Origin of the sequence: Streptomyces sp. NPDC059008, from assembly GCF_042749045.1 — a bacterium.
Lineage (GTDB): Bacteria > Actinomycetota > Actinomycetes > Streptomycetales > Streptomycetaceae > Streptomyces.
In genome coordinates this window covers 1-23,207 of the sequence record NZ_JBHYJC010000004.1, presented here as the reverse complement: position 1 = coordinate 23,207, position 23,207 = coordinate 1, and the positions used below count along the sequence as shown (strand labels likewise).

The window sequence follows — 23,207 nt, the reverse complement described above, 5'->3', positions numbered from 1 at the left end:
CGGCCCGCTCGGCCCGCTGGGCCCGGCTCCCACACCCGATGCCCCACCGGTCCCCGCCGCGCCGGGGCCGCCACCGCCGGCCCCGGCGCCGCTCACACCGACGACGATCTGTTCGCCGTCGCTCAGCAACCGCGCCCGGTTCAGCCCACGGGTGCTCGCCCCGTGCAGCACACCGCCCGCCGCCGACAACGCGTCGATCACCCGTGACCCCGGCGGCATCCGATGGATTCCGGGGTGCCGGACCTTGCCGGTGACGTCGACGACCAACTCCCGTCCCCCACCGCCCGGCGGGCCACTCGCCATCGCGGCGGAGGACGGTGAGGAGGGCGGTGCCGGCAGGGAGGACGGTCGCGTGCCTGCCCCCGGGCCGGGCACGCCGGGCGCCCCCTCGACCGCCGGGGCGCGTACCAGCTCGGGGCGCCCGACCCAGAAATGCTGGACGGCGAAGCCCACCGCGACCACGAGCACCAGAACCAGCGCGGCGAGCGCCTTGGGGTCTGTCCCGCACCGTAACTGCACCCACAGGGGCAGTCGTTCACGCACCGCGAGCCAGGCCCGCTCCCGACGGCGTCGGCCGGGGGGATCGTGCCCGGGAGGCGTGGGTCCCGCCGGCACGGCCGCCCCCGCGTCGCCGAAGACCGCCGCGACACGGGCCCGTACGCGCTCCCGCTCCCACTCCCGCGACCCCGTCGCAACGGAGGGGCCCGTCGGGCCGTACGACACAGCTGGCGCCGGTGAGGCCGCCGGGGAGGAGGAAGGAGCTGCCGGAGAGAAGGAACCAGCCGACGAGGCCGAGGAAGCCGAGGAAGCGGATCGAAAGGAGTTCATACCGACCGACGCTAAGCACCTCGCGCAGATCTCGCCGAGGCACCTCAGATTCGGTGGACAACACCCGAGTTGTGGATAACCGTGTCACCCACAAGACCCCCGGCAGTCTCTTCTCAGCGCGGCGAGACCACGGCCGCCAGCAGCCCCGGCCCCGTGTGCGCGCCGATCACCGCACCGACCTCGCTCACATGCAGCTCGTTCAGGCCCGGCACCCGCTCCCGGAGTCGCTGGGCGAGCGCGTCCGCGCGCTCCGCCGCGGCGAGATGGTGGACCGCGATGTCGACCTGGCCCTCGCCCGCGCGCTCCGCCGCGATCTCCTCCAGCCGTGCGATGGCCTTGGAGGCCGTACGGACCTTCTCCAGCAGCTCGATCCGCCCGTCGGCCAGTTGAAGCAGCGGTTTGACGGCGAGTGCGGAGCCGAGCAGGGCCTGTGCCGCGCCGATGCGGCCACCGCGCCGCAGATAGTCCAGGGTGTCGACGTAGAAGTAGGCGGAGGTGCCCGCTGCGCACTTCTCCGCGGCGGCGACGGCTTCGTCCACGTCCCCGCCGGCCTCCGCGCTCTCCGCGGCGGCGAGCGCACAGAACCCGAGAGCCATCGCGACCATTCCGGTGTCCACGACATGTACCGGTACCGGTGCGTCCTGGGCCGCCATCACGGCCGCGTCGTAGGTGCCGGAGAACTCCGAGGAGAGGTGCAGCGAGACGATGGCGCCGGCGCCGGCCGCCGCCACCTTCCGGTAGGTCTCCGCGAACACGGCGGGGCTGGGGCGGGAGGTCGTCACGGGGCGGCGCTTCTGCAGCGCCTGGGCGACGGATCTCGCGGAGATCTCGGTGCCCTCTTCCAAGGCCCGGTCCCCCAGGACGACGGTCAGCGGCACGGCCGTGATGCGGTGGCGCTCGACAGCCGTCCGCGGCAAGTAGGCCGTGGAATCGGTGACGATCGCGACATGGCGGGACATGACTGGGAGATTATCCGGGGATGCGGACGCCGCACAGTGCGGGCCCCTCCCCAAGATCTTCCAGGTTTCACCAAGGCTCTGCCAAGTGCCCACCGGGCGACCTTGTCATCACCCTCGGCGTTTGTCATCGCCTTCCCCGATCGCCTTCCCCGGGGGCCCCGCCCCCGCCCCCACCCACCCCTCACCGCTGCTCCTACGCGTTCACGTCGTCGTGCCCTCCGTTCGCGGGGCCTTCTGCCAGGGGTAGGCCTGCTGGGTGCGGGGGTCGCGGGCGGTGATCGCCTGCGGGGTCTCGGGGGACGGGCCCCAGGAGTACCCGGCGTCGGTCGTGTCCGAGGTCGGGCCCGGCCGGACGCCGGTGTCCGACGGGCCGCCCGCGGTGTGCGCCGTCGGCCGCGCGGGACCGTTCGTCCCCGGCCGGCCCGCGGCGCCGGGGCCGGGCTGCTGTCCTCGCCGCTCCTGCACCGGCTCCCGCAGCGGGTCCGTGGCCGGCTCGTCCCGGGTCCAGTGCCGCAGCGCGCCCGACTCCACGTCGATCTGGTCGCTGAGCGCGGCGAGGTCGTCGTCGGCGAACTTGCGGGCGCGGTCGCGGGCCGCCCAGCGCAGCGACTCCGCGGAGTGCGTGATCCGCTCCGTGCGCTCCCGCAGCTCCGGGAGGCGGGCGGTGATGGTGGCCCGGTCGGGCTCCCGCTCCAGGCGCTTGAGGTCGGCGTCCAGCTCATGGCCATGGGCGCTCAGGCGCTCGAAGAGGCCGATCGCCTCGCTGAGGGAGGCGTCTTCGGGGGCGCCGCCGTACAGCACGTCCTGGGTGGCGCGCATGGACGTGCGCAGGGAGATCCGCAGCTGCGCCAGTTCGCCGACGACGCCGGGCTGGGCGAGCTGCCGGGCCCGGAGGGCGGTGTCCTCGACGCTCCTGCGGGCCTGGGCGACCGTGCGGTCCACGCCGCGCTTGGCCGCCTTCACCGCCTTCACGGTCACCCACACCCCGGCCAGCACGAACAGCAAGAAGAGCAGTCCGAGGATGGCGGCAGCGGCTTCCATGGGCTCTCCCCAGGCATGGTCGGCGGCGCCGGTCCTCACCCGCGCCCTGTATCTCCACCGTAAACGGCTGGGGCAGGTTGCGGGTTCCTGACGAACCCCCAACCTGCCCGTAGGGGAAACCACCTATGTCCCGCCCGGAGCCTGCACCGGCCCCAGCGCTGCCGCCCGGAGTGGCCCGCCAGGGCGCCGGCCGAAGTGCCGAGCGCAAGCCGCCCGACACACCCCGGCCCGGCCACCGGCGCTGCCGCCCAGGCGCCCGGAACCGATCCGTCCGGGCACCCTCGGCGACCGGCGACTACGCCGGGACGATGTTCACCAGCTTGGGCGCCCGGACGATCACCTTCCGGATTCCCGCGCCGTTCAGCGCCGCGACCACCGCAGGCTCGGCCAGCGCCGTCGCCTCCAGGTCCGCCTCGGAGATCGAGGGAGCGACCTCCAGACGGGCCTTGACCTTGCCCTTGATCTGAACGACGCAGGTCACGGTCTCGTCCACGACGTACGCCGGGTCGGCGACCGGGAAGTCGGCGTGCACGACGGTGGTGGTGTGGCCCAGCTTGCGCCACAGCTCCTCGGCGATGTGCGGGGCCAGCGGGGCGATCAGCAGGACCAGCTGCTCCGCGACCGCGCGGGGGATCGGGCCGCCCGTCTTGGTCAGGTGGTTGTTCAGCTCGGTCACCTTGGCGATGGCGGTGTTGAAGCGCAGGTTCGCCATGTCCTGGGTGACGCCGTCGATGGCCTTGTGCAGGGCCCGCAGGGTGGCCTCGTCGGGCTCGGTGTCGACGACGGTCACCTCGCCGCTGGCCTCGTCCACGACGTTGCGCCACAGGCGCTGCAGCAGGCGGTACTGGCCGACGACGGCGCGGGTGTCCCACGGGCGCGAGACGTCCAGCGGGCCCATCGCCATCTCGTACAGGCGCAGGGTGTCCGCGCCGTACTCGGCGCAGATCTCGTCCGGGGTGACGGCGTTCTTCAGGGACTTGCCCATCTTGCCCAGCAGCCGGGAGACCTTGCCGCCCTCGTAGTAGAAGACGCCGCCCTCGTGCTCCTCGACCTCCGCCGCGGGGACGGCGATACCGCGGGCGTCCCGGTAGACGTAGGCCTGGATCATGCCCTGGTTGTACAGCTTGTGGAACGGCTCGGCGGACGAGACGTGCCCCAGGTCGTACAGGACCTTGGACCAGAAGCGGGCGTACAGCAGGTGCAGTACGGCGTGCTCGGCGCCGCCCACGTACAGGTCGACGCCGCCGTGCGGCTGGCCCTCGCGCGGTCCCATCCAGTACTGCTCGACGTCCGGGTCGACCAGCTTGTCGGGGTTGTTCGGGTCCAGGTAGCGCATCTCGTACCAGCACGAACCCGCCCAGTTGGGCATGGTGTTGGTCTCACGGCGGTAGCGCCTGACGCCGTCGCCCAGGTCCAGCTCGACGTTGACCCAGTCCTCGTTGCGGGACAGCGGGGTCTCCGGCTGGGTGTCGGCGTCGTCGGCGTCGAAGGTGCGGGGCGAGTAGTCCTCGACCTCGGGCAGCTCCAGCGGCAGCATCGACTCGGGCAGCGCGTGCGCCACGCCGTCCTCGTCGTAGACGATCGGGAACGGCTCGCCCCAGTAGCGCTGCCGGCTGAACAGCCAGTCGCGCAGCCGGAAGTTGACGGTGCCCTCGCCGATGCCCTGGGCGGCCAGCCACTCGGTGATCTTCGCCTTGGCCGCGGTGACGCCCAGGCCGTCCAGCGAGATCGTGCCGCCGGACGAGTTGATGATCTTCGCGTCGTACGAGGCGAAGGCGTCGTCCCAGGTGGACGGGTCGCTGCCGCGGCCGTCCGACGGCTCGACGACACAGCGCATCGGCAGCTCGAAGGCGCGGGCGAAGGCGAAGTCGCGGGTGTCGTGCGCCGGGACGGCCATGATCGCGCCGGTGCCGTAGCCCATCAGGACGTAGTCGGCGATGAAGACCGGGACCTGCTCGCCGCTGACCGGGTTGGTGGCGTAGACACCGGTGAAGACGCCGGTCTTGTCCTTGGCCTCGGCCTGCCGCTCGACGTCCGACTTGGACGCGGCCTGCTTGCGGTACGCGGCGACGGCCTCGGCCGGGGTCGCGTGGCCGCCGGTCCACACGTCGTGGGTGCCCTCGGGCCAGGCGTCCGGAACGATGGAGCCGGCGCCGTTGTCGGCGCCCGCGATCAGCGGGTGCTCGGGGGCCAGCACCATGTACGTCGCGCCGAACAGGGTGTCCTGACGGGTGGTGAAGACGGTGATCTTCTCGTCGCCCACCGGGAAGTCGACCCGGGCGCCCTCGGAGCGGCCGATCCAGTTGCGCTGCTGCAGCTTGATGGCCTCCGGCCAGTCCAGCTGGTCCAGGTCCCTCAGCAGCCGGTCGGCGTAGGCGGTGATGCGCATGTTCCACTGGCGCAGCTTGGCCTTGAAGACGGGGTAGTTGCCGCGCTCGGAGCGGCCCTCGGCGGTGACCTCCTCGTTGGCCAGCACCGTGCCCAGACCGGGGCACCAGTTCACCGGCGCGTCCGAGGCGTACGCCAGGCGGTACTCGCCCAGGATGTTGGCGCGCTCGATGGGGCTCAGACCGGCCCAGGGGCGGCCGTCGGGGGTCGGGCGGGTACCGGCCTCGAACTGGGCCACCAGGGTGTCGATCGGGCGGGCCGCGTCCGCCTCCGGGTCGTACCAGGAGTTGAAGATCTGCAGGAAGATCCACTGGGTCCACTTGTAGTACGCCGGGTCGATCGTCTCGATCGAGCGGCGCTGGTCGTGGCCCAGGCCCAGACGGCGCAGCTGACGCCGCATGTTCACGATGTTGGCCTCGGTGGAGACCCGCGGGTGCGTGCCGGTCTGGACGGCGTACTGCTCGGCGGGCAGGCCGAAGGCGTCGAAGCCCAGGGTGTGCAGGACGTTGTGGCCCGTCATCCGCTGGTAGCGGGCGTACACGTCGGTGGCGATGAAGCCCAGGGGGTGGCCCACGTGCAGGCCGGCGCCCGACGGGTAGGGAAACATGTCCATGATGAACTTCTTGGGGCGGGCCACCGCGGTGGGGTCGCCGGCCAGGTCGCCCTTCGGGTTGGGGGCCGCATAGGTCCCCTCCGCCTCCCAGAAGTCCTGCCAGTGTGCCTCGATGTCGGCGGCCAGCGCGGCCGTATAGCGGTGCGGCGCTGCCACCTCGGCAGCGTTGGTCGTCTCGCTCATCGTCCTCAAAGCTCCATCGATCGTCTCTGCCTGCGGAAACGCGCCTCGTCCCCGGCATCCGCCGGAAACAAAAAGACCCCTCGCACAGGAGGGGAAGCCGCGCCGATTCCGACGGGGTCTGTCATCCGTCGGTACTGATCAGCGCGGCCCGCTAAGCAGAAGGCGTACGGCACGCATGGCGTCAGGGTACCGCAGGGCGTACGGGGCCCGCGCTGAGGATTACCCCCACACGGGCCCCGTCCCCCGTTACCCCTCGCTCCTGCCGCCGCTCCACCGGGGCACGGGCGGTGCGGGGAGGCGGTGCCGTGCCCCGGTGGCCGTCAGGGGCGGTAGGAGGTCACATAGCCGGCGCCCGGACTGCCCACGCCGGTGACGTCGTCGTAGCCGACGCCCGCGTGCAGGGAGCTGTCCTTGCCCAGGCTGCGCAGCGAGGTCGTGGTGCCCTTGGCGTCGTCGGTGCCGTTGACGTAGTCCACCCGGGCCACGGCCAGGTCCCGGCCGGCACCCAGCGGGTGGTCGGTGACGTCGTGGTAGGCGGCGGTGCCGTAGCGCTGGTAGATGGCGGGGTTGGCGAAGCCGATGGCGACGCCGTGCCGGGCCTGCTGCGCCAGCGCCTGGACGCCCGCGATCACCGGCGCGGCCAGGGAGGTGCCGCCGATGCGGTACTCGTCGTAGCCGAGCGAGCCGTCCGGCAGGGTCTGGGTCTGGCCCACCAGGAACCCGGTGTTGGGGTCGGCGACCGCCGCGATGTCCGGGACGGTGCGCATGGCGCCCTTGAGGGCCACGTTCGAGAGCCCGTCCGGGACGACTCCGCGCTGGTAGAAGGGCTGCGGGACGGTCTTGCTGGTGCCGCCGCCGGCTCCTCCGTTGAAGGTGCCGGGGAAGCCCGCCCAACTACTGCCGTCCTTGGCCAGCACCGCCTTCTGGGTGCCCCAGCCGGTCTCCCACTGGTAGGCGTCGTGCTTGCCGACGGCCAGGGAGGTGCCGCCGACCGCGGTCACCCATGCCGAGTTCGCGGGGGTGTCGACCTGTTTGGTGCCGGTGTTGGCGACCTCGTCACCGTTGTCACCGGAGGAGAAGTAGAAGCCGATGCCCTGGACGGCGCCCTGCTGGAAGATCTGGTCGTAGGCGGCGGCCACGTCCGGGGTCTCGTTCGCCTCGATGTCGCCCCAGGAGTTGGAGACAATGTCCGCGAGGTGCCCGTCGACGATCTTGCCGAGCGAGTCGAGCAGATCGTCGTCCATGCAGGAGGCGCCGCCGACGTAGACGATGTCGGAGTCGGGGGCGACGGCGTGCACGGCCTCGACGTCGAGGGTCTCCTCGCCGTACCAGCCGGCCGCGCCGCACTCCTCGATGTGCGTGTAGTCCTTGGGCAGCACCTGGGAGATCTGGCCGCTGCGGTATCGGGGGTCGCCGTTGCGGGCGGCGTACCGGGCCGCGTCCTGGGCGATGGTCGGCGAGGCGTACGCGTCGGTGATCGCGACGGTGACGCCCTTGCCGGTCCACTTCTTCGCCCCGTAGGCGGCGCGCAGCTGCTTGCCCGTGTAGCCCTTGATCGCGTACGGCGCCCTGCTCCCGTAGGCGGGCGGCAGCTTCTTGGCGGTCCTGGAGCCGTAGTACGAGGAGAACGGCCCGGAGTTGCGGAAGACTCCCTCCGGCGGGGGCAGTTCGCCGGAGTGGTGCTTGGCGAGCTTGGGCGCGTTGTCCAGGCCGGTGACGGTCAGCACCGCGCCGGCCAGCGAGGCGGGCGCGGAGGCCGTGGTGGACGGCGCGTGGTAAGTGTGCCCGGCCTTGCGGTAGTTGTGCAGGTCGGTGGCGAAGGCGCGCTCGGCGGCGGCCGCGTCGCCCTTGACCGCGAGGTAGCGGTTGGTGGTGCCGGTGACTTTCAGGCCGGACCTTTCCAGCCAGTCGGTCACCTTGGCTATCTGGTCGTGCGTCGCGCCGTAGCGGGCGCGCACCTGGGCGGGGCTCAGATACTTCCCGTACGCGGCGGAGTGCGGGTCGGACACGGCCCTGGCGTAGTCGGCGAGGCCCTTGGCGTCGCGGCCGGCCAGGTAGACGCGGGCGCTGACGGCCGTGGCGGCGGCGGTGGCGCCCTGGTCGGCCTGCCGGGTGGCCCACAGGGGCTTGGTGCCCTGCAGCGCGTGCCTGCCGCCGTCGTGGCCCGCGGCGTCGGCGGCGGGCGCGCCGAGCGCGAGCGCGCCGGCGACCAGCGGCAGCGTCGCCGCCCAGGCCAGACGGGCGCGGGCACGCGGTGATCTGGTGCGGGTCGATCTCATGTAACCCCCTGTGTGGCGATGCGGTGCGCCGTGGGGTGACTGCGCCGGTGCGGCGGTGCGGCACCTCACGAGCGGTGAATGCGCGGGATGTGACGCTCACGCGGTTCGCCACTCTTTCGGTGAACCGTTCATGTCAGGGGCATGCGATCACCAAGAAGCACCCAAGGAACGGCAAGGACCGGTCAGGAGAGGGGTACGGAATTCCATGCTCAACTCACCGCGGCTGGCGGGGCGGTGACCGGATATCAGCGTCGCCCCCAGCGGACTCCGTCGATGCGGGTCCCGGAAACCGGCCGCCCGGCAGGACGGCACCGCACCCGATACGCACAACAGAGCAGGCCGTCCGCAATGGACGGCCTGCTCCGTATTTGTGGAGCTAAGGAGAATTGAACTCCTGACCTCCTGCATGCCATGCAGGCGCTCTACCAACTGAGCTATAGCCCCAGGTCTTGTCTCCGCCCGGTTCCCCGCTGCGGCATCGCCTACATTACACGGACCTCCCCGCCTTCTGCCAAATCGCCCACCCGTCACCCGGCCACCACCCCTGGACGAGAGCCTTCGGGCCGCGGCAACCTCGCGGGGCCCTTCGGCGGGACGCGCGGTACTGTCGGCGATACGTGCCCGATTCGTCCTGGGGGAGCCGTACGCCGTGACCGCGCTGGAGCTGGAACAGTCCACCGACCCCGGCGGCCCGGCCACCGACAGGGGCGTCATACGCCGGCACCCGACCCTCGCGGCGGCCCTCGTCTGCCTGGTCTCGTTCACCGCCTTCTGGATCGCGCAGCGCCTCGCGCACGTGACGATGATCGACCTGATGGTCTACCGCGCCGAGGGGGAGACCGTCCGCGCCGGCGGGTCCCTCTACGACATGGTGGCGACCTCGGCGCGGCTGCCCAACACCTACCCGCCCTTCGCGGCGCTGCTGTTCACCCCGCTCACGCTCCTGGGCGTCCCGGAGATGCGCACCCTCGCCACCGCCGGCAACCTCCTGCTGCTCGTCGCCGTCGTCCACCTCTCGCTGCGCCTGGCCGGCCGGCCCCGGCGCCTCCCCCGGCCCGCCGCGACCCTGGCGGTCTCCGCGCTGCTGGTGTGGTGCGAGCCGGTGTGGACGACGCTGCGCTACGGGCAGATCAACCTGCTGCTCGCCGCGCTGGTCCTGTGGGACCTGACCCGTAAGGACACCAACCGGCTCGCGGGCGTCGGCATCGGCATCGCGGCCGGCATCAAGCTGACACCGGCGCTGTTCGCGGTGGCCCTCGCGCTGGCCGGCGCCCTGCGGGCCGCCCAGCTGGTCCGCTCCGGCGCGGGGGTCCGGGCCGCCTGGAACCCCTGGCTGCGGCAGGCCGCTGTGGCCACCGCCACCTTCCTCGCCACCGCCGTCCTGTCGGCCCTGGCCCTGCCGCGCGACGCGCACCGCTTCTGGACCGAGATCGTCTTCGCCGCCGACCGGGTCGGCGAGGTGGAGATCACCGCGAACCAGTCGCTGCGCGGCGCCCTCGCCCGGCTGCTGCACACCCACGACCCCGGCGCCGCCTGGATCGTCCTCGCGGGCCTGACCGCGGCCCTGGGCCTGGCCCTGGCGGCCGGGTCACTGCTGCGCGGGGAGCGCGCCTGGGCGGCCGTGGCCTGCGCGGCGACCGCCCTCCTGGTCAGCCCGATCTCCTGGTCCCACCACTGGGTGTGGTGCGTACCGACGCTGATCCTGTGCGGCTCCGAGGCGCTGCGCCGTACGGGCACCGCCACCCGCCGCTGGTGGACGGCGGCGATCGCGCTGGGCCTGCTGTTCAGCTCGTTCGCCCTGTGGTGGGTGCCACACCGCTGGAACCACCACCAGGAACTGCACCAAAACGGCGTCCAGATGCTGCTCTCCGGTGTCTATCCGATCGCCGGGCTGGCCGTACTGGCGCTCACCGGGACGCGGCTGTGGCGGCGGCCCGGCGGGCGGACGCGGCACCACGGCGGAGCCGGACCGGCCGCGACCGCCGGCGGCGGCATCCCAACCGCTCCTCCCCGGTGAACCGCCCCGCGGTGCCGGGGAATTGAGCCGAGGCCGGTCGCGATCGGCGGGCGCGGCCGCGCTCAGGCCGTCGCGAACGAATAGAACCGCTTCAGCGTGCAGTGCTCGTCCAGCAGCCGCCCGTAGATCGGCTCCCCGTCGAGCTCCCGGTACGTCTCGATCGGATCGCCCTTTATGACCAGCGCACGGGCGCACTCCTCGCACCAGTACTGGTAGTCGGTGTTGACGGGTTCCATGTCGCGGACGATCGGCGTACCGCTGCCGCACCAGTCACATTTCCTGCTGTGGGCGCCCATCCATCAGCTCCAACTGTGGCCGCAGGCCGTACAGACGAAGGAAATGCCTCCGTTGTCGCCCAGCACCTGCGCCACATGGGACGAGCCGCACGAAGGGCACTGCAGGGCGGAGTCGGCTCTCGCGCCGCACACGGACGCCGGACCGTCAACGGGGCAGGTGAAGCGGAGCGCGTATTCCGGCAGCCAGTCATAGCCCTGCGCCTCGGCCACTTCGAGCAGGTCGTTGACCTCCTCGAGGATGCTCGTGGGCATCGCGATCTCTCCTCCCCTGCCGGCGCCGTCCGATTCTGCCACGGACCGCCGACCGGGTCAGGCCCGACTTCACGTCACGCCGCCGCCGGCGGCCGCCCGTACAACACGAAGATCCCGCCTCCTGAGGGAGACGGGATCATCCGGGTTGTGGAGCTAAGGAGAATTGAACTCCTGACCTCCTGCATGCCATGCAGGCGCTCTACCAACTGAGCTATAGCCCCGGGTCTTGTTCCGCTCCTCCGGGTTTCCCCCGGCGGCGCCGCGAACAAGAAGAACTTTAGCCTGCGACCTGCCCAGATGTGAAATCCGGTCGGCCGGGGCCGCTCCGCGGGGCTCAGTCGTCGTCGCCGAGCACCGGTTCCGGCAGGGTGCCGGCGTTGTGCTCCAACAGGCGCCAGCCGCGCGCGCCCTCGCCCAGCACGGACCAGCAGCAGTTCGACAGACCGCCCAGACCCTCCCAGTAGTGGGCGTCCAGGCCGAGCAGGCGCCCGATGGTGGTGCGGATCGTGCCGCCGTGGCTGACGACGACCAGGGTGCCGTTCTCGGGCAGCTTCCCGGCGTGGTTGAGCACGACGGGGGCGGCCCGGTCGGCGACCTCGGTCTCCAGTTCGCCGCCGCCGCGCCGCACCGGCTCACCGCGCTTCCAGGCGGTGTACTGCTCGCCGTACTGCACGAGGATCTCGTCGTGCGTCAGCCCCTGCCAGGCGCCCGCGTAGGTCTCCCGCAGGGCGGCGTCGTGCGTCACCTCCAGGCGGGTCAGGGCGGCCAGCTCGTTCGCCGTGGCCGCCGCCCGCTGGAGGTCGGAGGCGATGATGGCGTCCGGCCGGAGCGCCGCGAGCAGCCGGGCCGCGCGCCGCGCCTGGGCACGGCCCGCCTCGGTCAGCTCGATGTCCGTCGAGCCCTGGAAGCGGCGCTCCAGATTCCAGGCCGTCTGGCCGTGGCGCCACAGGACGATGCGGCGGCCCGGCGGCCTCTTCGTGCCGTTCAGAGCAGCTCTCCGTCCTGCTGGCCTGCCGTGGCCTCGGCGTGCGCCGCGGCCTTGCCCCGGGTGGCCTTGGCCTCCTCGGGGAGGTCGATCTCGGGGCAGTCCTTCCACAGCCGCTCGAGCGCGTAGAACACGCGCTCCTCGCTGTGCTGGATGTGCACGACGATGTCGACGTAGTCGAGCAGGACCCAGCGGGCCTCGCGGTCGCCCTCGCGGCGGACCGGCTTGGCGCCGAGCTCCTTGCTCAGGCGCTCCTCGATCTCGTCGACGATCGACTTGACCCGGCGGTCGCTGGGCGCCGAGGCCAGCAGGAAGGCGTCGGTGATCGAGAGGACGTCACTGACGTCGTAGGCGATGATGTCGTGCGCGAGCTTGTCGGCGGCAGCCTGGGCGGCGGCGTTGATGAGCTCGATGGAACGGTCCGTGGCGGTCACAAGCGGCTTTCCGGGTCGAGGGCGGCGTCTCCGGCCGGGCAGGGAAGCGGGGCGCTCGGCTGAGCCACGGCGCGGGCCGCAGTCCCCATGGCAACCGGATCAGCGGTCAGGTACCCCTCAAGGGTCTCACGGACCGCCGACACCCCCGCCAGAGTTTTCGAACCCGTCGACCGGATTCGCTGTTCTGGCTGGTCAGAGCGGTGACAGGGGACGCCCGGCCGCGCTGTGGGGGCCGGGCGTCCCGCGCGTCAGCCCTTGTAGTCCTGCCCCAGCACCACGGCGATGTCGACGTTCGAGGCGACCTTGCCCTGCTTGACCGCGCTCGCCGGCAGCCCCAGCGTCTTGGCGACCTCCGTGGCCTTCGCCTTCTGGGCGGCGTCCGCGTAGGCGACCTGGGAGGTGGCCCTGGCCACACCGTCGGTGCCGTCGTCGACGAAGCTGTAGCCGCCGTTGAGCAGGGCGACCTGCGCCTTGCCGGTGGCGACCTTGGTGCCGGTGGCGTTGCGGACCCCCACCCGGGCGGTCGCGTCGGGGGCGGTCTTCTTGACCGTGCCGCCGAGCACGTCCTTGACCACGCTCGCCGCGGTGGCCGGGCTGAGCGTGCCATTGGGCTGTACGGGCAGCAGGGTCGTGCGGTACGCGCCGGTCTTCGCCAGCTCCGCCCGCTGCGCCAGCGAGCTGCCCAGTTGGGCCTCGGTCAGCGGCGGGTCGAGCACCTGCAGCAGCGCCTTGACGGTGGCGGTGGCCCCGTCGGCGTCGCTGGAGACCTTCTTCAAAGTCGCCTGCACGACCTGCCCGAACCGCTGGAGCTGCTTGACCTGGGTCTCGCCCGGCGCCTGGTAGGTGGCGTAGGCGACGGCCGCCTGGCCGTTGAGGTCCCGGGCGCTGCCCTGCTTGACCACCGGGGAGGCGCCCTTCTTGGCACCGGGAACGGTGGTGTCGGTGTCGAGGGTGATCCCGCCGACCGTCTCGACGAGGTTCTCCAGGTAGGGGGTGTCCAGCCGCCAGGTGGCCTTCAGGTCGGCGCCCAGGAGGCTGTTGAGGGACTCCCGGGTCGGCTCGGAGCCGTCGTCCTTGACGGACTTGCCGAGCGTCGTGGCGCTGCCGTCGTCCTTGGGGACGACGAGGCTGTTGGGCAGCAGGACGGTGGTGCCCTTGTGGGTGGTCTCGTTGTCGACGAGCAGGGCCGTGGAGCTCCTGCCGGACGTGGTGTCCCGCAGATGCACCACGAGCACGTCGCGCTTCTGGCCGCCGGCCGCGGCCGCCTTGCCGGCGTCCGGGCCGGACAGGCCCGGCAGCTTGCCCGCCCACCACAGATAGCCGGCGCCGCCGGCGAGCAGCAGGGCCAGCACGACGGACAGCGCGACGAGCCGGCTGCGTCCGCGCCGCTTGGCCTCCTCGCGCCGCTCGGTGCGGCTCTCGGTGAACTTCAGCCAGTCGATGACGTCTTCGGAGTCCTCGTCCGGCTCCTCGATGAAGGAGAACTGCTCGGTGTGGTACTCCGGGCCGGCCGGGGACGCGCCCTGGGACCCGCCCGCCACGACCGGCTCCTCGCGGTCCGGCGACGGGGCACGGCGCTGGGCCGGCGGCCGCGGCGGCTCCTCGTGGGAGAGCTGCTCGTAGGGCGAGGGCTGGGACTGCTGCGGGATCCACTCCGGCGACTGTTGTTGCTGCTGCGGCCGGCCGTACGGGTCGTACTGCTGCGGGTAGCCGGGCTGGGCCTGCACCTGCCGGCCGCCGTACGGGTCGTAGCCGTACTCCGGCTGGCCCGCGTGGCCCGACTGCTCCTGATAGTGCCGGCCCTGGTCCCCCTGTTGCGCACCGTAGGGGTCGTAGCCCTCGTAGACCGGCGGTGCGGGCTGCTGCTGCCCGTACGCGTCGTAGTGCTGCTGCTCGTACGACGGCTGTGCGGCGTCGCGGTAGACCGGCTGCCCGTAGGCGTCGTAGGTGTAGCCCGGCTGCCCCTGCTGGTCGGGGGCATACGGGTCATGGGCATACGGGTCCTGCGGCCCGTACGGATCTGGTCGGTCGCTCACCGGTGCCCCTTTCCGTCAGCCCCGTCAGCGGTCGTTGCGGTACAGCTGTTTTTTGTCGATGTAGCGCACCACACCGTCCGGCACCAGGTACCAGACCGGATCCCCCTGGGCCACGCGCGCCCGGCAGTCGGTCGAGGAGATGGCCAGCGCGGGTACCTCGACCAAGGACACCGCTCCCTCGGGCAGTCCTGGGTCCGCGAGGACGTGGCCGGGCCTGGTCACCCCGATGAAGTGGGCGAGTGAGACCAGCTCAGCGGCATCGTGCCAGGTGAGGATCTGGCTGAGCGCGTCGGCGCCGGTGATGAAGAACAGATCCGCGTCGCGGTGCTCGGCACGCAGATCACGCAGCGTGTCTATCGTGTACGTCTTGCCGCCGCGGTCGATGTCGATACGGCTGACGGAGAACTGCGGGTTCGAGGCGGTCGCGATGACCGTCATCAGATAGCGGTCCTCGGCCGGGGACACCTTCTTGTGGCTCTTCTGCCACGGCTGCCCCGTGGGCACGAAGATGACCTCGTCGAGGTGGAACTGGCTGGCCACCTCGCTGGCGGCGACCAGGTGTCCGTGATGGATCGGGTCGAACGTGCCGCCCATCACTCCGAGTCGCCGCTTCACGGGCCCTGTGTGCTCTCCCATGCGTGCAGACCCTACTGGGCGGCGCGCGATGCCGGGGGCCGGGTGCCGTCGACTCAGCGGTCCCGGTTGAAGCGGGTGGTGATCCAGAGCAGGAGGAGCAGGATAAACAGGGCGCCGCCGCCGGTCAGATAGGGGCTGAGGCTGGCGTGACCGCCACCCGCGTGCTCGCCTTCGGCGAGGGAGACCAGGGACTGTGCGGTGGTGTGCAGGCTCATCGTCGGCAGGACCAATCCGGGCTGGGGGTCGGGCAGAGACTTCCACCACATCGTAAGCGGCGGCTCACCGCGGGCTCACGGCGACTCCGCCCGGACACCTCCGAAGGGGTCGGGCGGACCGGCGGGGTCAGTCCTGGCCGTAACCGCGCAGCAGGAACCAGGCGAGCAGGACGGCGCCGAGGACGCCGGCGATGATCACGGTGCGCAGGATCCAGCCGGGGCCGACGTCGTGGGCGGTCTCCTGGGCGGCGGCGAGCAGCACGCTCGGATGCGGCATGACGATGCGCTCCCTCGGGTACCGGCCCGTGGGTCGTTTGTCCGGGCCTGTGCGGTCAGTGGTGCGATCGTCAGCGTACGCCCGAGCATCCAATCCGTTGTCAGCGGCGTCCTCTAGTCTGAGACACACGCAGTCGAACAGGGGGAGGCCCCAATGACGGAGAGCCCAGGCGGCAGCGAGAACGTACCGAGCCGGGACCGGCGGCGATTCCCCGGAATCTCCTCCCGGTCGTACGAGCACCCGGCGGACCGTTCGGCGCTGGTCGCGCTGCGCAAGCTGAGCGGGTTCGACACCGTCTTCAAGACGCTCAGCGGCCTGTTGCCGGAGCGCAGCCTCCGGCTGCTGTTCCTGTCGGACTCGGTCCGGGTCAGCGACCAGCAGTTCACGCACCTCAACGACATGCTGCGCGACGCCTGCTACATCCTGGACCTGGAGAAGGTCCCGCCGATGTACGTCAATCAGGACCCGCAGCCCAACGCCATGTGCATCGGCCTCGACGAGCCGATCATCGTGGTGACGACCGGTCTGGTCGAGCTGCTCGACGAGGAGGAGATGCGGGCGGTCATCGGCCACGAGGTCGGTCACGCGCTGTCCGGGCACGCCGTTTACCGCACGATCCTGCTGTTCCTGACGAATCTGGCGATGAAGGTCGCCTGGATCCCGCTGGGCAACGTCGCGATCATGGCGATCGTGACGGCGCTGCGCGAGTGGTTCCGCAAGTCGGAGCTGTCAGCGGACCGCGCCGGCCTGCTGGTCGGACAGGATCTGCAGGCCTCGATGCGCGGCCTGATGAAGCTGGCGGGCGGCAATCATCTGCACGAGATGAATGTGGACGCCTTCCTCAAGCAGGCCGACGAGTACGAGTCCGGCGGCGATCTGCGCGACTCCGTGCTGAAGATCCTCAACCTGCTGCCGCGCAGCCACCCGTTCACGACCGTGCGGGCGGCCGAGCTCAAGAAGTGGGCGGCCAGCCGCGACTACCAGCGGATCATGGACGGCCACTACCCCCGTCGGGACGAGGACAAGGACACCTCCGTCTCCGACTCCTTCCGGGACTCCGCGGCGCACTACGCCGATTCGGTGCGCAACAGCAAGGACCCACTGATGGGCCTGGTCCGCGATATCGCGGGCGGTGCGGGCGATTTGGGCGGCAAGCTTCGGGACACGGTCTTCCGCGGCGGCCAGCGTCCGGGCACCTCGGGCGGCGCGAACGGATCCGGTGGCGCGGGCGGCTCGGACGACTCCTGAGGGACCGGACGGCCGACGAGCCGGCGCTCGCGCCGGCGGACCGGCCGCCCGACGGCCCGCCGGGCGGCTCGGCTAACGGATCGGACGGCTCGGCTTCGGCTGGGCGGCGGGCGCCAGCTCACCGCAGAGCGAGGGGTTGGCCCGGTCCCTGGCGTAGGGGTCGGTGCCCGCGGGCCGGTCATGGCCGGCGTGCTGTCCCGCGAACAGCGGGCGCAGTGCGTCGGCCGGTTGCGAGGAGCAGGCCAGCGGCCCGGCCTGCAGACTGCTCTGCAGCAGCTCCAGGCGGTGGTCGGCCAGATCCTCACGCCCGACCCGGAAGTGCATCTCACGCCGTACGGTGACCAGCGAGGCGGCGCCCGGGGTGGCCTTGCCGACCTCCGCTCCGGCCGGCTTCTGCGGCGCACCGGGGGCGGGCCGTACGGCGTAGACAAAGGTGTAGTCGGCGGTCACGACGAGCGCGTCGGGGCTCAACTCCGCGGCGGAGAGGGTGCCGTTGACCCGTACGTCCCGGTCGGCGAGCCGGGTGACATCGGGGTCGAAGCGGACCAGCCAACCGGTCGCGGCATAGCGACCGTTGTCGTCGGGGTGCGCCAGGCTCCGGTCGAACTGGTCGAGTTGCCCGGTGTCGAGCAGCAGCCTCACCGGACGCACGGAGCCGCCGGTGAGGGTGGCCGGGTCCAGCGACGACTGGACGATGTAGTCCTTGGCGATGCTCAGGGCCGAGATGATCTGGCCGTCGGAGAAGTGCTCGGTGCGGGCGACGGGGGGAAGGTTCACGCCCGCGGCGCCGATCTTGTAGTCGGCCGCGGGGCTGTGCGCGAAGAGGTCCGCGGGTGTCGCGCCCGGCACCTCCCCGCTCGGCGCGAGCGGCACGACGGAGGAGCGCAGCGGCTGCACCCGGGACTGCTCCGGGGTCTTGTAGGGGTGCCGGATGCCCATGTAGACGGCGGTGCCGAAGGCGAGCACGATCAGCAGCACCAGCAGGATGGCCTGCCGCGAGCCGCCCAGCCGCATCCAGGCATGCCGGGTCTTCACGGCCGGTGAATGATGCTCACCCAGCCGCTCGTCCGCCGAGAACTCCTGCAGTCGGGCAGCCCGCACGAACGATTCGTCGAAGACAACGGATCGGTATTCGTCCTCACCGCCTCCCGAGGCGCCGTTGGGCGTCCCTTCGGGAGGGTCACCAGGCCCGGTCATACAACAAGGGTAGGTCTGCCGGGGCGAAGGTAAACGCCGGGGCGCCGGGCAACTTCAGCGGAAGGTTCCGTTTCGGGGCACGGTATCGCGGGAAGGGTGTCCCGCCGTCACTGCGGCCTGGGCACCGCCGAGAACGACGGGCGCGCCGGCCCGGCGGACGGCAGCGACGGCAGGCCGGGCCGCGCCGTACGGACGCTGTCCGCGCCGCTCGTGGCCGGGAGGTCCACCCCACTGGTCGTGGGCGCCGGAGCCGGGCTCTGGTTCCGTCCGGAGGCGCCCCGGTAGACGGCGCTGAAGGCCAGGGCGACGAGCCCGATGCCCATCACGACGGCCAGCACCCAGGCGACCGGGCGGTGCCAGCGGGTGCTGCCGCGGTAGGGGCGCAGCGACCCCCCGTAGGGGCCGTAGGGGTGGTAGTCGCCGTAGCCGCCGTCGTCCTCGTACTCGTCGTCGTACGCGTCGTAGTCGTCGGCTCCCGGGCCGCGGCGCCCACGGCGGCCGCGGGCCGCGGCCTCGCCCGGATCGTCACCGTCGGGACCGAAACCGGCCCCCGAACGGGCCGCCTCGGCCTCGGCGCGCGCCTCCGCGGCGGCCAGCATCCGCTCGACCGCGGAGGGTTCGTGGATCTGTGCGGACCGGACGAATTCCTCGTCGAAGACCACGGAAGCGAACTCCTCGTCCGCGTTTCCGTGGCTCCCGTGGTGGTGCTCGTCGGGCTCCTCGCCGTCCGGGAACGGCTTGCCCCCCACGTCGTCCGGCACCCGTCCAGGTTAGCCCCGGGCCGTCGTTTTGGGCAGGGATCGGCAGAGCGAACCCCTTACCGGAACACCGCAACCCGCGACGGCTCCGCCCCGCCCCACCCCGACGCACCAGCCCTAGCGGGTGTGCCCGTCCCCGGTGACGATGTACTTCGTGGACGTGAGCTCCGGCAGGCCCATGGGGCCGCGGGCGTGCAGCTTCTGGGTCGAGATCCCGATCTCCGCGCCGAAGCCGAACTGGCCGCCGTCGGTGAAGCGGGTGGAGGCGTTCACCGCGACGGTGGTGGAATCCACCAACTGGGTGAACCGGCGGGCGGCGGCCTGCGAGGTGGTGACGATGGCCTCGGTGTGCCCGGAGGTCCAGCGCCGGATGTGCGCCACCGCCGCGTCCAGGTCGGGCACCACGGCGGCCGCGATGTCGTACGAGAGGTACTCCGTCGCCCAGTCCTCGTCCGTGGCGGGGGCGACCAGCCCGGGCCCGGCCTGCTGCCAGGCGGCGTCGCCGTGCACGATCACGCCGGCCTCGGTCAGCGCCTCCAGGGCGCGCGGCAGGAACTTCTCGGCGATCCCGGCGTGCACCAGCACCGTCTCCGCGGCGTTGCAGACGCTGGGCCGCTGGGCCTTGGAGTTGATCAGGATGTCGATCGCCATGTCGATGTCGGCGGCCTCGTCGACGTAGACATGGCAGTTGCCGGTGCCGGTCTCGATCACCGGGACGGTGGACTCCTCGACGACCGTACGGATCAGCGAGGCGCCACCGCGCGGGATCAGCACGTCGACCAGACCGCGGGCGCGCATCAGCTCCCGTACCGACTCGCGGCTCTCCCCGGGCACCAGCTGCACCGCGTCGGCGGGCAGCCCGGCGCTCCGCACGGCGTCGCGCAGGACCTCCACCAGGGCGCTGTTGGAGGCGTAGGCGGAGGACGAGCCGCGCAGCAGTACGGCGTTGCCGGACTTCAGGCACAGCGCGGCGGCGTCCACCGTCACATTGGGCCGGGCCTCGTAGATGATCCCGATTACCCCGAGCGGGACCCGGACCTGGCGCAGGTCGAGACCGTTGGGCAGGGTCGAGCCGCGCACCACCTCACCCACCGGGTCAGGCAGCGCCACGACCTGGCGGACGTCCGCGGCGATGGCCGCGATCCGCTCCGGGGTGAGGGTGAGCCGGTCCACGATCGACTCGGCGGTGCCGGCCTCCCGGGCCTTGGCGACGTCCTGGGCGTTGGCGGCGACGATCTGGTCGGTCCGCTCCACCAGGGCGTCGGCGACGGCGAGCAGGGCGGCATCGCGGGCCGTACGCGGCAGCGGGGCCAGGACGGCGGCCGCCTCCCGCGCGCGGCGGGCGGTCTCGAGGACGGGGGTGCTCTGCGATGCGCTGCTGGTCATGGCCGAAAGCCTAGCGGGCGGGCCGGCCGCCGCCCGGGGGTATCTCACAGCGCGGGACGCCTCGCCCGGTGGTCTGGTCAGTAGGGGTGGACGCCGACCGGTGAGGCCGGCGGCAGGCCGTACCCCTCGGCGATGCGCTGGTGGTAGGTCTCGCGGTCGATGACCTCCAGGCCGACGATCTCCCACGGCGGCAGCTTGGCGGTCGAGCGGTGCTCGCCCCACAGGCGCAGCGCGACCGCCGCGGCGTCGTGCAGATCACGGGCCTCCTCCCAGTAGCGGATCTCGGCGTGATCGTTGGCATAGCGGCTGGTCAGCAGGAAGGGGTGGTCGTGGGCGAGCTGTTCCAGCCCCCGCCGGACCTCCTTGAGCGGAGCCTCGGCGCCCGAGACGCTGAGGGTGATGTGCCACAGCCGGGTGGCCTCGCGGCGCTCGCCCTCGGGGGCGGGCCGCGCCGTCCTGTTCCGCTCCGCCCGTTCGTCGTCGTCCGACCGGTCGCCGACCTCGCCGGTTTCGACGCTGGTCAGCGTCCGCTCCGCCGTCCCTCGGGGCAGTGCCCCCGGGCGCCCTCGTCTCACCGGCGGCCTCCTGTGATGCGAATCGCTCCGCCCTCGGGGGTGCGGAGCCGATTGGTGCGGTCGTACTTCGGCGTGTGCGCTTGCGCTCTGCGGGCGCCGCTCCCCTGCGGCGCCCCCACAACAAAGTTGACCAGTCCGCGGGCCGTCGCGGGGGCGTTTTCGCCAAGGTCTCCGCGGAAAGGCCGGTACGCGCTCCGCTTGGGGGCGGTGTCCGTGCCTTAGCGGCGGCGGTCGGACGGGCCGGGCGTCGTCAGTGGTGCAGCAGCACCAGGTCGTCGCGGTGGATGACCTCCCGCTCGTAGGCGGGGCCCAGCTCACGGGCGAGATCGCGGGTCGAACGTCCCATCAAACGGGGGATTTCCCTGGCGTCGAAATTGACGAGCCCGCGGGCCACCGCGCGGCCGTCGCCGTCCCGCAGCTCGACCGGGTCGCCGGCGGAGAACTCGCCCTCCACGGACGCGATACCGGCCGGCAGCAGCGAGGAGTGCCGCTCGACGACGGCCCGCACCGCCCCGTCGTCGAGGACGAGGGCACCGCGCGGTGTGGAGGCGTGCGCGAGCCACAGCAGCCGGTTGGCGGAGCGCCGGCCGGTGCGCAGGAAGTGGGTGCCGGTCTGGCCGCCGGCCAGCGCGTCCGCGGCGTGCACGGCGGAGGTCAGGACCACCGGGATGCCGGCCGCGGCCGCGATCCTGGCCGCCTCGACCTTGGTGACCATGCCGCCGGTGCCGACGCCCGCCTTGCCCGCGCTGCCGATGGAGATGCCCTCCAGGTCCTTGGGCCCGCGCACCTCCGCTATCCGCGACGTACCGGGGGTGGCCGGGTCGCCGTCGTAAAGGCCGTCCACGTCCGAGAGCAGGATCAGCAGGTCGGCGCGGACGAGGTGGGCGACCAGCGCCGCCAGCCGGTCGTTGTCGCCGAAGCGGATCTCGTCGGTGGCGACCGTGTCGTTCTCGTTGACGATCGGCACGGCACCCATGGCCAGCAGCTGGTCCAGGGTCCGGTAGGCGTTGCGGTAGTGGGCCCGGCGGCTGGTGTCGTCGGAGGTCAGCAGGACCTGCCCGACGCGGCGGCCGTAGCGGGCGAAGGACGCCGTGTAGCGGGCGACCAGCAGGCCCTGGCCGACGCTGGCGGCGGCCTGCTGGCGGGCCAGGTCGCGGGGCCGTCGGTCGAGGCCCAGGGGGGCCAGGCCGGCCGCGATCGCGCCGGAGGAGACCAGCACGATCTCCTTGTCCTGGTGCTTGGCCAGGACGTCCACCAGCGCGTCCACGCGGTCCGCGTCCAGTCCTCCGGCGGCCGTGGTCAGCGACGACGAGCCGACCTTCACCACGATCCGGCGGGCGTCCGCCACGCCTTCGCGCCGGCCGCCACCCCCCTCGACCGTGGCCTTCCGGGCCGCCCCTTCGTCCATGCTCGCGCCTGCCACCCTGCGTACCCCTGTGCTTGCCGATCCGCCGCCGTACGGGTATTCCTGCTGGTTGCCCGCGCGACGTCCCTACGGGCGCAATCTACGGCAGTACGGCCCCCGGGCGCGTGCCGATATCGCCTGGCGGACGCCCCGCGAGACGACCGGCCGGACTCCGCCGCCGCCAGGGCGGGGGCACCGGGACCGCGCCGTCGCCGTGTGCGCCACCCCACAGGGTTTTTCGTTAGACGGACGCCGAGGCCAAGAGGTTGCGTTCGATTGGTCCGCTTTCGCGGTGATGAGAGCCACAGCAGATTGTCACCAAGGCCAACGAGGTCATACGGTCGGGTGTCCATCGGTCCCGTTTCGCCGCTCCGGCGGCGTCGCAGCGCGGGACCCGGCCGCCCCCCTCGGCCTCTCCCCTGACCTTCTTGCTGCCAGGAGCCCTCCCCCGTGCCTTCCGCCGGAATCGTTCCCCGCCGAGCCGTACAGCTCGCGGCCCTCTTCGCGATGATGATCGCGTTCATCGCCCAGCTGGTCGGTGCGCTGCTGCCCATCGTCCCGTTGTTCATCGCCGCGTCCGTGGTCAACCTGGGTCTGGACCTGGTCCTCCAGCACAAGCAGCCCGGCCTGCTGGCCGTGCTGGGCCGGATCCGGTTCGACGTCACGGTGCGCCAGTTGCTGCGCGACATGCTGATACTGGTCGGCCTGCTGCACATCGACGGCATCAACCCCCTGGAGGAGCAGGCGCCGCTCACCATCACGCTGCTGCTCTTCTACGGCACCCACTTCGTGTGCCAGGCGGTCGCGGTGCTGGTCCGCAGGACCCGCAGCCTGCCGTTCGTGACCCGCAACATCGACGCGAGCGCGCTGCGGCTGTGCGACGCCCCGCCGCGCATCCTCTCCCGCCAGACCGGCCGGCGGCTGCTGCGCTTCTCGGTGCCCACCACGGCCGGCATGATGCTCACCGCCATCACCACGGACGCCTACTGGGGCGGCATCGGCCTGGCCGTCTCCCTGGCGCTGTCCGCCGGCGGCACGCTCTACCTGGGCACCTGGCTGCTGCCCAAGAAGCGGGTGGCCGGTGAGCGGCAGGCGCTGGAGTGGCTGGACAACTGGCTGGCCGAGTACCAGCCGACGGTCGGCATGTACTTCTCCGGCGGCGCCTCCTCCGCCTACCAGGCCAACATGTGGCTGAGCAC

The 23,207-nt window shown here is 72.0% G+C and carries 20 protein-coding genes, 2 tRNA genes and 1 pseudogene (1 of these 23 running past the window's edge); 3 read left to right on the top strand and 20 right to left on the bottom strand.

Translation table 11 applies throughout. The features are described from left to right. From ACFWZH_RS07860 to ACFWZH_RS07835, 6 genes are all read right to left on the bottom strand, one after another. Positions 1-615, bottom strand: partial view of a helix-hairpin-helix domain-containing protein gene (locus ACFWZH_RS07860; protein WP_384426840.1) — the 5' portion only. 372 nt of this gene lie to the left of the window's left edge; only the first 615 of its 987 coding nucleotides appear in the window; it begins with the start codon at positions 613-615; its stop codon lies off the left edge, out of view. Positions 616-941: 326 nt separating this feature from the next. Continuing rightward, the gene (locus ACFWZH_RS07855; protein ID WP_384426838.1) at positions 942-1,787 is read right to left on the bottom strand and encodes a DegV family protein; all 846 of its coding nucleotides are present in this window, start codon (positions 1,785-1,787) and stop codon (positions 942-944) included. Between the two features lie 201 nt (positions 1,788-1,988). Then, the gene (locus ACFWZH_RS07850; protein ID WP_384426836.1) at positions 1,989-2,828 is read right to left on the bottom strand and encodes a hypothetical protein; all 840 of its coding nucleotides are present in this window, start codon (positions 2,826-2,828) and stop codon (positions 1,989-1,991) included. A gap of 295 nt (positions 2,829-3,123) precedes the next feature. Further along, positions 3,124-6,012: a leucine--tRNA ligase gene (locus tag ACFWZH_RS07845; RefSeq protein WP_384426835.1), complete on the bottom strand. Its 2,889-nt coding sequence runs from the start codon at positions 6,010-6,012 to the stop codon at positions 3,124-3,126. A gap of 320 nt (positions 6,013-6,332) precedes the next feature. Then, the gene (locus ACFWZH_RS07840) at positions 6,333-8,291 is read right to left on the bottom strand and encodes a protease pro-enzyme activation domain-containing protein (protein ID WP_384426833.1); all 1,959 of its coding nucleotides are present in this window, start codon (positions 8,289-8,291) and stop codon (positions 6,333-6,335) included. A gap of 371 nt (positions 8,292-8,662) precedes the next feature. Continuing rightward, positions 8,663-8,735 (bottom strand) — tRNA-Ala (locus ACFWZH_RS07835). Between the two features lie 205 nt (positions 8,736-8,940). Between ACFWZH_RS07835 and ACFWZH_RS07830 the strand changes: the two genes are divergently transcribed. Next, positions 8,941-10,308, top strand: coding sequence for a glycosyltransferase 87 family protein (locus ACFWZH_RS07830; RefSeq protein WP_384426831.1), 1,368 nt, complete (start codon positions 8,941-8,943; stop codon positions 10,306-10,308). Between the two features lie 62 nt (positions 10,309-10,370). Here ACFWZH_RS07830 and ACFWZH_RS07825 read toward each other — a convergent pair whose 3' ends face one another. The 9 genes from ACFWZH_RS07825 to ACFWZH_RS07785 form a co-directional block, all read right to left on the bottom strand. Beyond that, complete coding sequence (locus tag ACFWZH_RS07825; RefSeq protein WP_030413843.1) at positions 10,371-10,604, bottom strand: hypothetical protein; 234 nt, start codon at positions 10,602-10,604, stop codon at positions 10,371-10,373. Between the two features lie 3 nt (positions 10,605-10,607). Beyond that, positions 10,608-10,856, bottom strand: coding sequence for a hypothetical protein (locus tag ACFWZH_RS07820; protein ID WP_384426829.1), 249 nt, complete (start codon positions 10,854-10,856; stop codon positions 10,608-10,610). Positions 10,857-11,004: 148 nt separating this feature from the next. Continuing rightward, positions 11,005-11,077: transfer RNA gene (locus ACFWZH_RS07815), tRNA-Ala, on the bottom strand. Positions 11,078-11,190: 113 nt separating this feature from the next. Beyond that, positions 11,191-11,844, bottom strand: a complete 654-nt coding sequence (locus ACFWZH_RS07810; RefSeq protein WP_384427316.1) for a histidine phosphatase family protein — start codon at positions 11,842-11,844, stop codon at positions 11,191-11,193. Beyond that, a complete protein-coding gene (gene rsfS, locus ACFWZH_RS07805) occupies positions 11,841-12,275 on the bottom strand; it encodes a ribosome silencing factor (protein ID WP_384426827.1) in 435 nt (144 codons plus the stop codon). The genes ACFWZH_RS07810 and rsfS overlap by 4 nt, the downstream gene beginning before the upstream one ends. Positions 12,276-12,523: 248 nt before the next feature. Beyond that, complete coding sequence (locus ACFWZH_RS07800; protein ID WP_384426825.1) at positions 12,524-14,311, bottom strand: LytR C-terminal domain-containing protein; 1,788 nt, start codon at positions 14,309-14,311, stop codon at positions 12,524-12,526. A 24-nt stretch (positions 14,312-14,335) separates the two neighbouring features. Beyond that, complete coding sequence (gene nadD / locus ACFWZH_RS07795; RefSeq protein ID WP_051798734.1) at positions 14,336-14,947, bottom strand: nicotinate-nucleotide adenylyltransferase; 612 nt, start codon at positions 14,945-14,947, stop codon at positions 14,336-14,338. Between the two features lie 53 nt (positions 14,948-15,000). Beyond that, complete coding sequence (locus ACFWZH_RS07790) at positions 15,001-15,162, bottom strand: hypothetical protein (RefSeq protein ID WP_384426823.1); 162 nt, start codon at positions 15,160-15,162, stop codon at positions 15,001-15,003. A gap of 127 nt (positions 15,163-15,289) precedes the next feature. After that, positions 15,290-15,439 carry a hypothetical protein gene (locus tag ACFWZH_RS07785; protein WP_384426821.1) on the bottom strand — a complete coding sequence of 50 codons (150 nt, stop codon included), beginning with the start codon at positions 15,437-15,439 and terminating at the stop codon, positions 15,290-15,292. 153 nt (positions 15,440-15,592) lie between these two features. Here ACFWZH_RS07785 and ACFWZH_RS07780 point away from each other — a divergent pair, with 153 nt between their 5' ends. Continuing rightward, positions 15,593-16,687, top strand: a complete 1,095-nt coding sequence (locus ACFWZH_RS07780) for a M48 family metallopeptidase (RefSeq protein WP_384426819.1) — start codon at positions 15,593-15,595, stop codon at positions 16,685-16,687. Positions 16,688-16,759: 72 nt separating this feature from the next. Here the strand turns inward: ACFWZH_RS07780 and ACFWZH_RS07775 are convergent, their stop codons facing one another. The 5 genes from ACFWZH_RS07775 to proB form a co-directional block, all read right to left on the bottom strand. Beyond that, positions 16,760-17,884 carry a hypothetical protein gene (locus tag ACFWZH_RS07775; protein WP_384426817.1) on the bottom strand — a complete coding sequence of 375 codons (1,125 nt, stop codon included), beginning with the start codon at positions 17,882-17,884 and terminating at the stop codon, positions 16,760-16,762. Between the two features lie 107 nt (positions 17,885-17,991). After that, positions 17,992-18,645, bottom strand: a complete 654-nt coding sequence (locus ACFWZH_RS07770; RefSeq protein WP_384426815.1) for a hypothetical protein — start codon at positions 18,643-18,645, stop codon at positions 17,992-17,994. Positions 18,646-18,759: 114 nt separating this feature from the next. Continuing rightward, the gene (locus tag ACFWZH_RS07765; protein WP_384426813.1) at positions 18,760-20,028 is read right to left on the bottom strand and encodes a glutamate-5-semialdehyde dehydrogenase; all 1,269 of its coding nucleotides are present in this window, start codon (positions 20,026-20,028) and stop codon (positions 18,760-18,762) included. A gap of 77 nt (positions 20,029-20,105) precedes the next feature. Continuing rightward, complete coding sequence (locus ACFWZH_RS07760) at positions 20,106-20,603, bottom strand: hypothetical protein (RefSeq protein ID WP_384426812.1); 498 nt, start codon at positions 20,601-20,603, stop codon at positions 20,106-20,108. Between the two features lie 250 nt (positions 20,604-20,853). Further along, positions 20,854-22,011, bottom strand: coding sequence for a glutamate 5-kinase (gene proB / locus ACFWZH_RS07755; RefSeq protein WP_384427314.1), 1,158 nt, complete (start codon positions 22,009-22,011; stop codon positions 20,854-20,856). Between the two features lie 447 nt (positions 22,012-22,458). Between proB and ACFWZH_RS07750 the strand changes: the two are divergent. Then, positions 22,459-23,207, top strand: a pseudogene (locus ACFWZH_RS07750) (hypothetical protein); the annotation flags it as partial.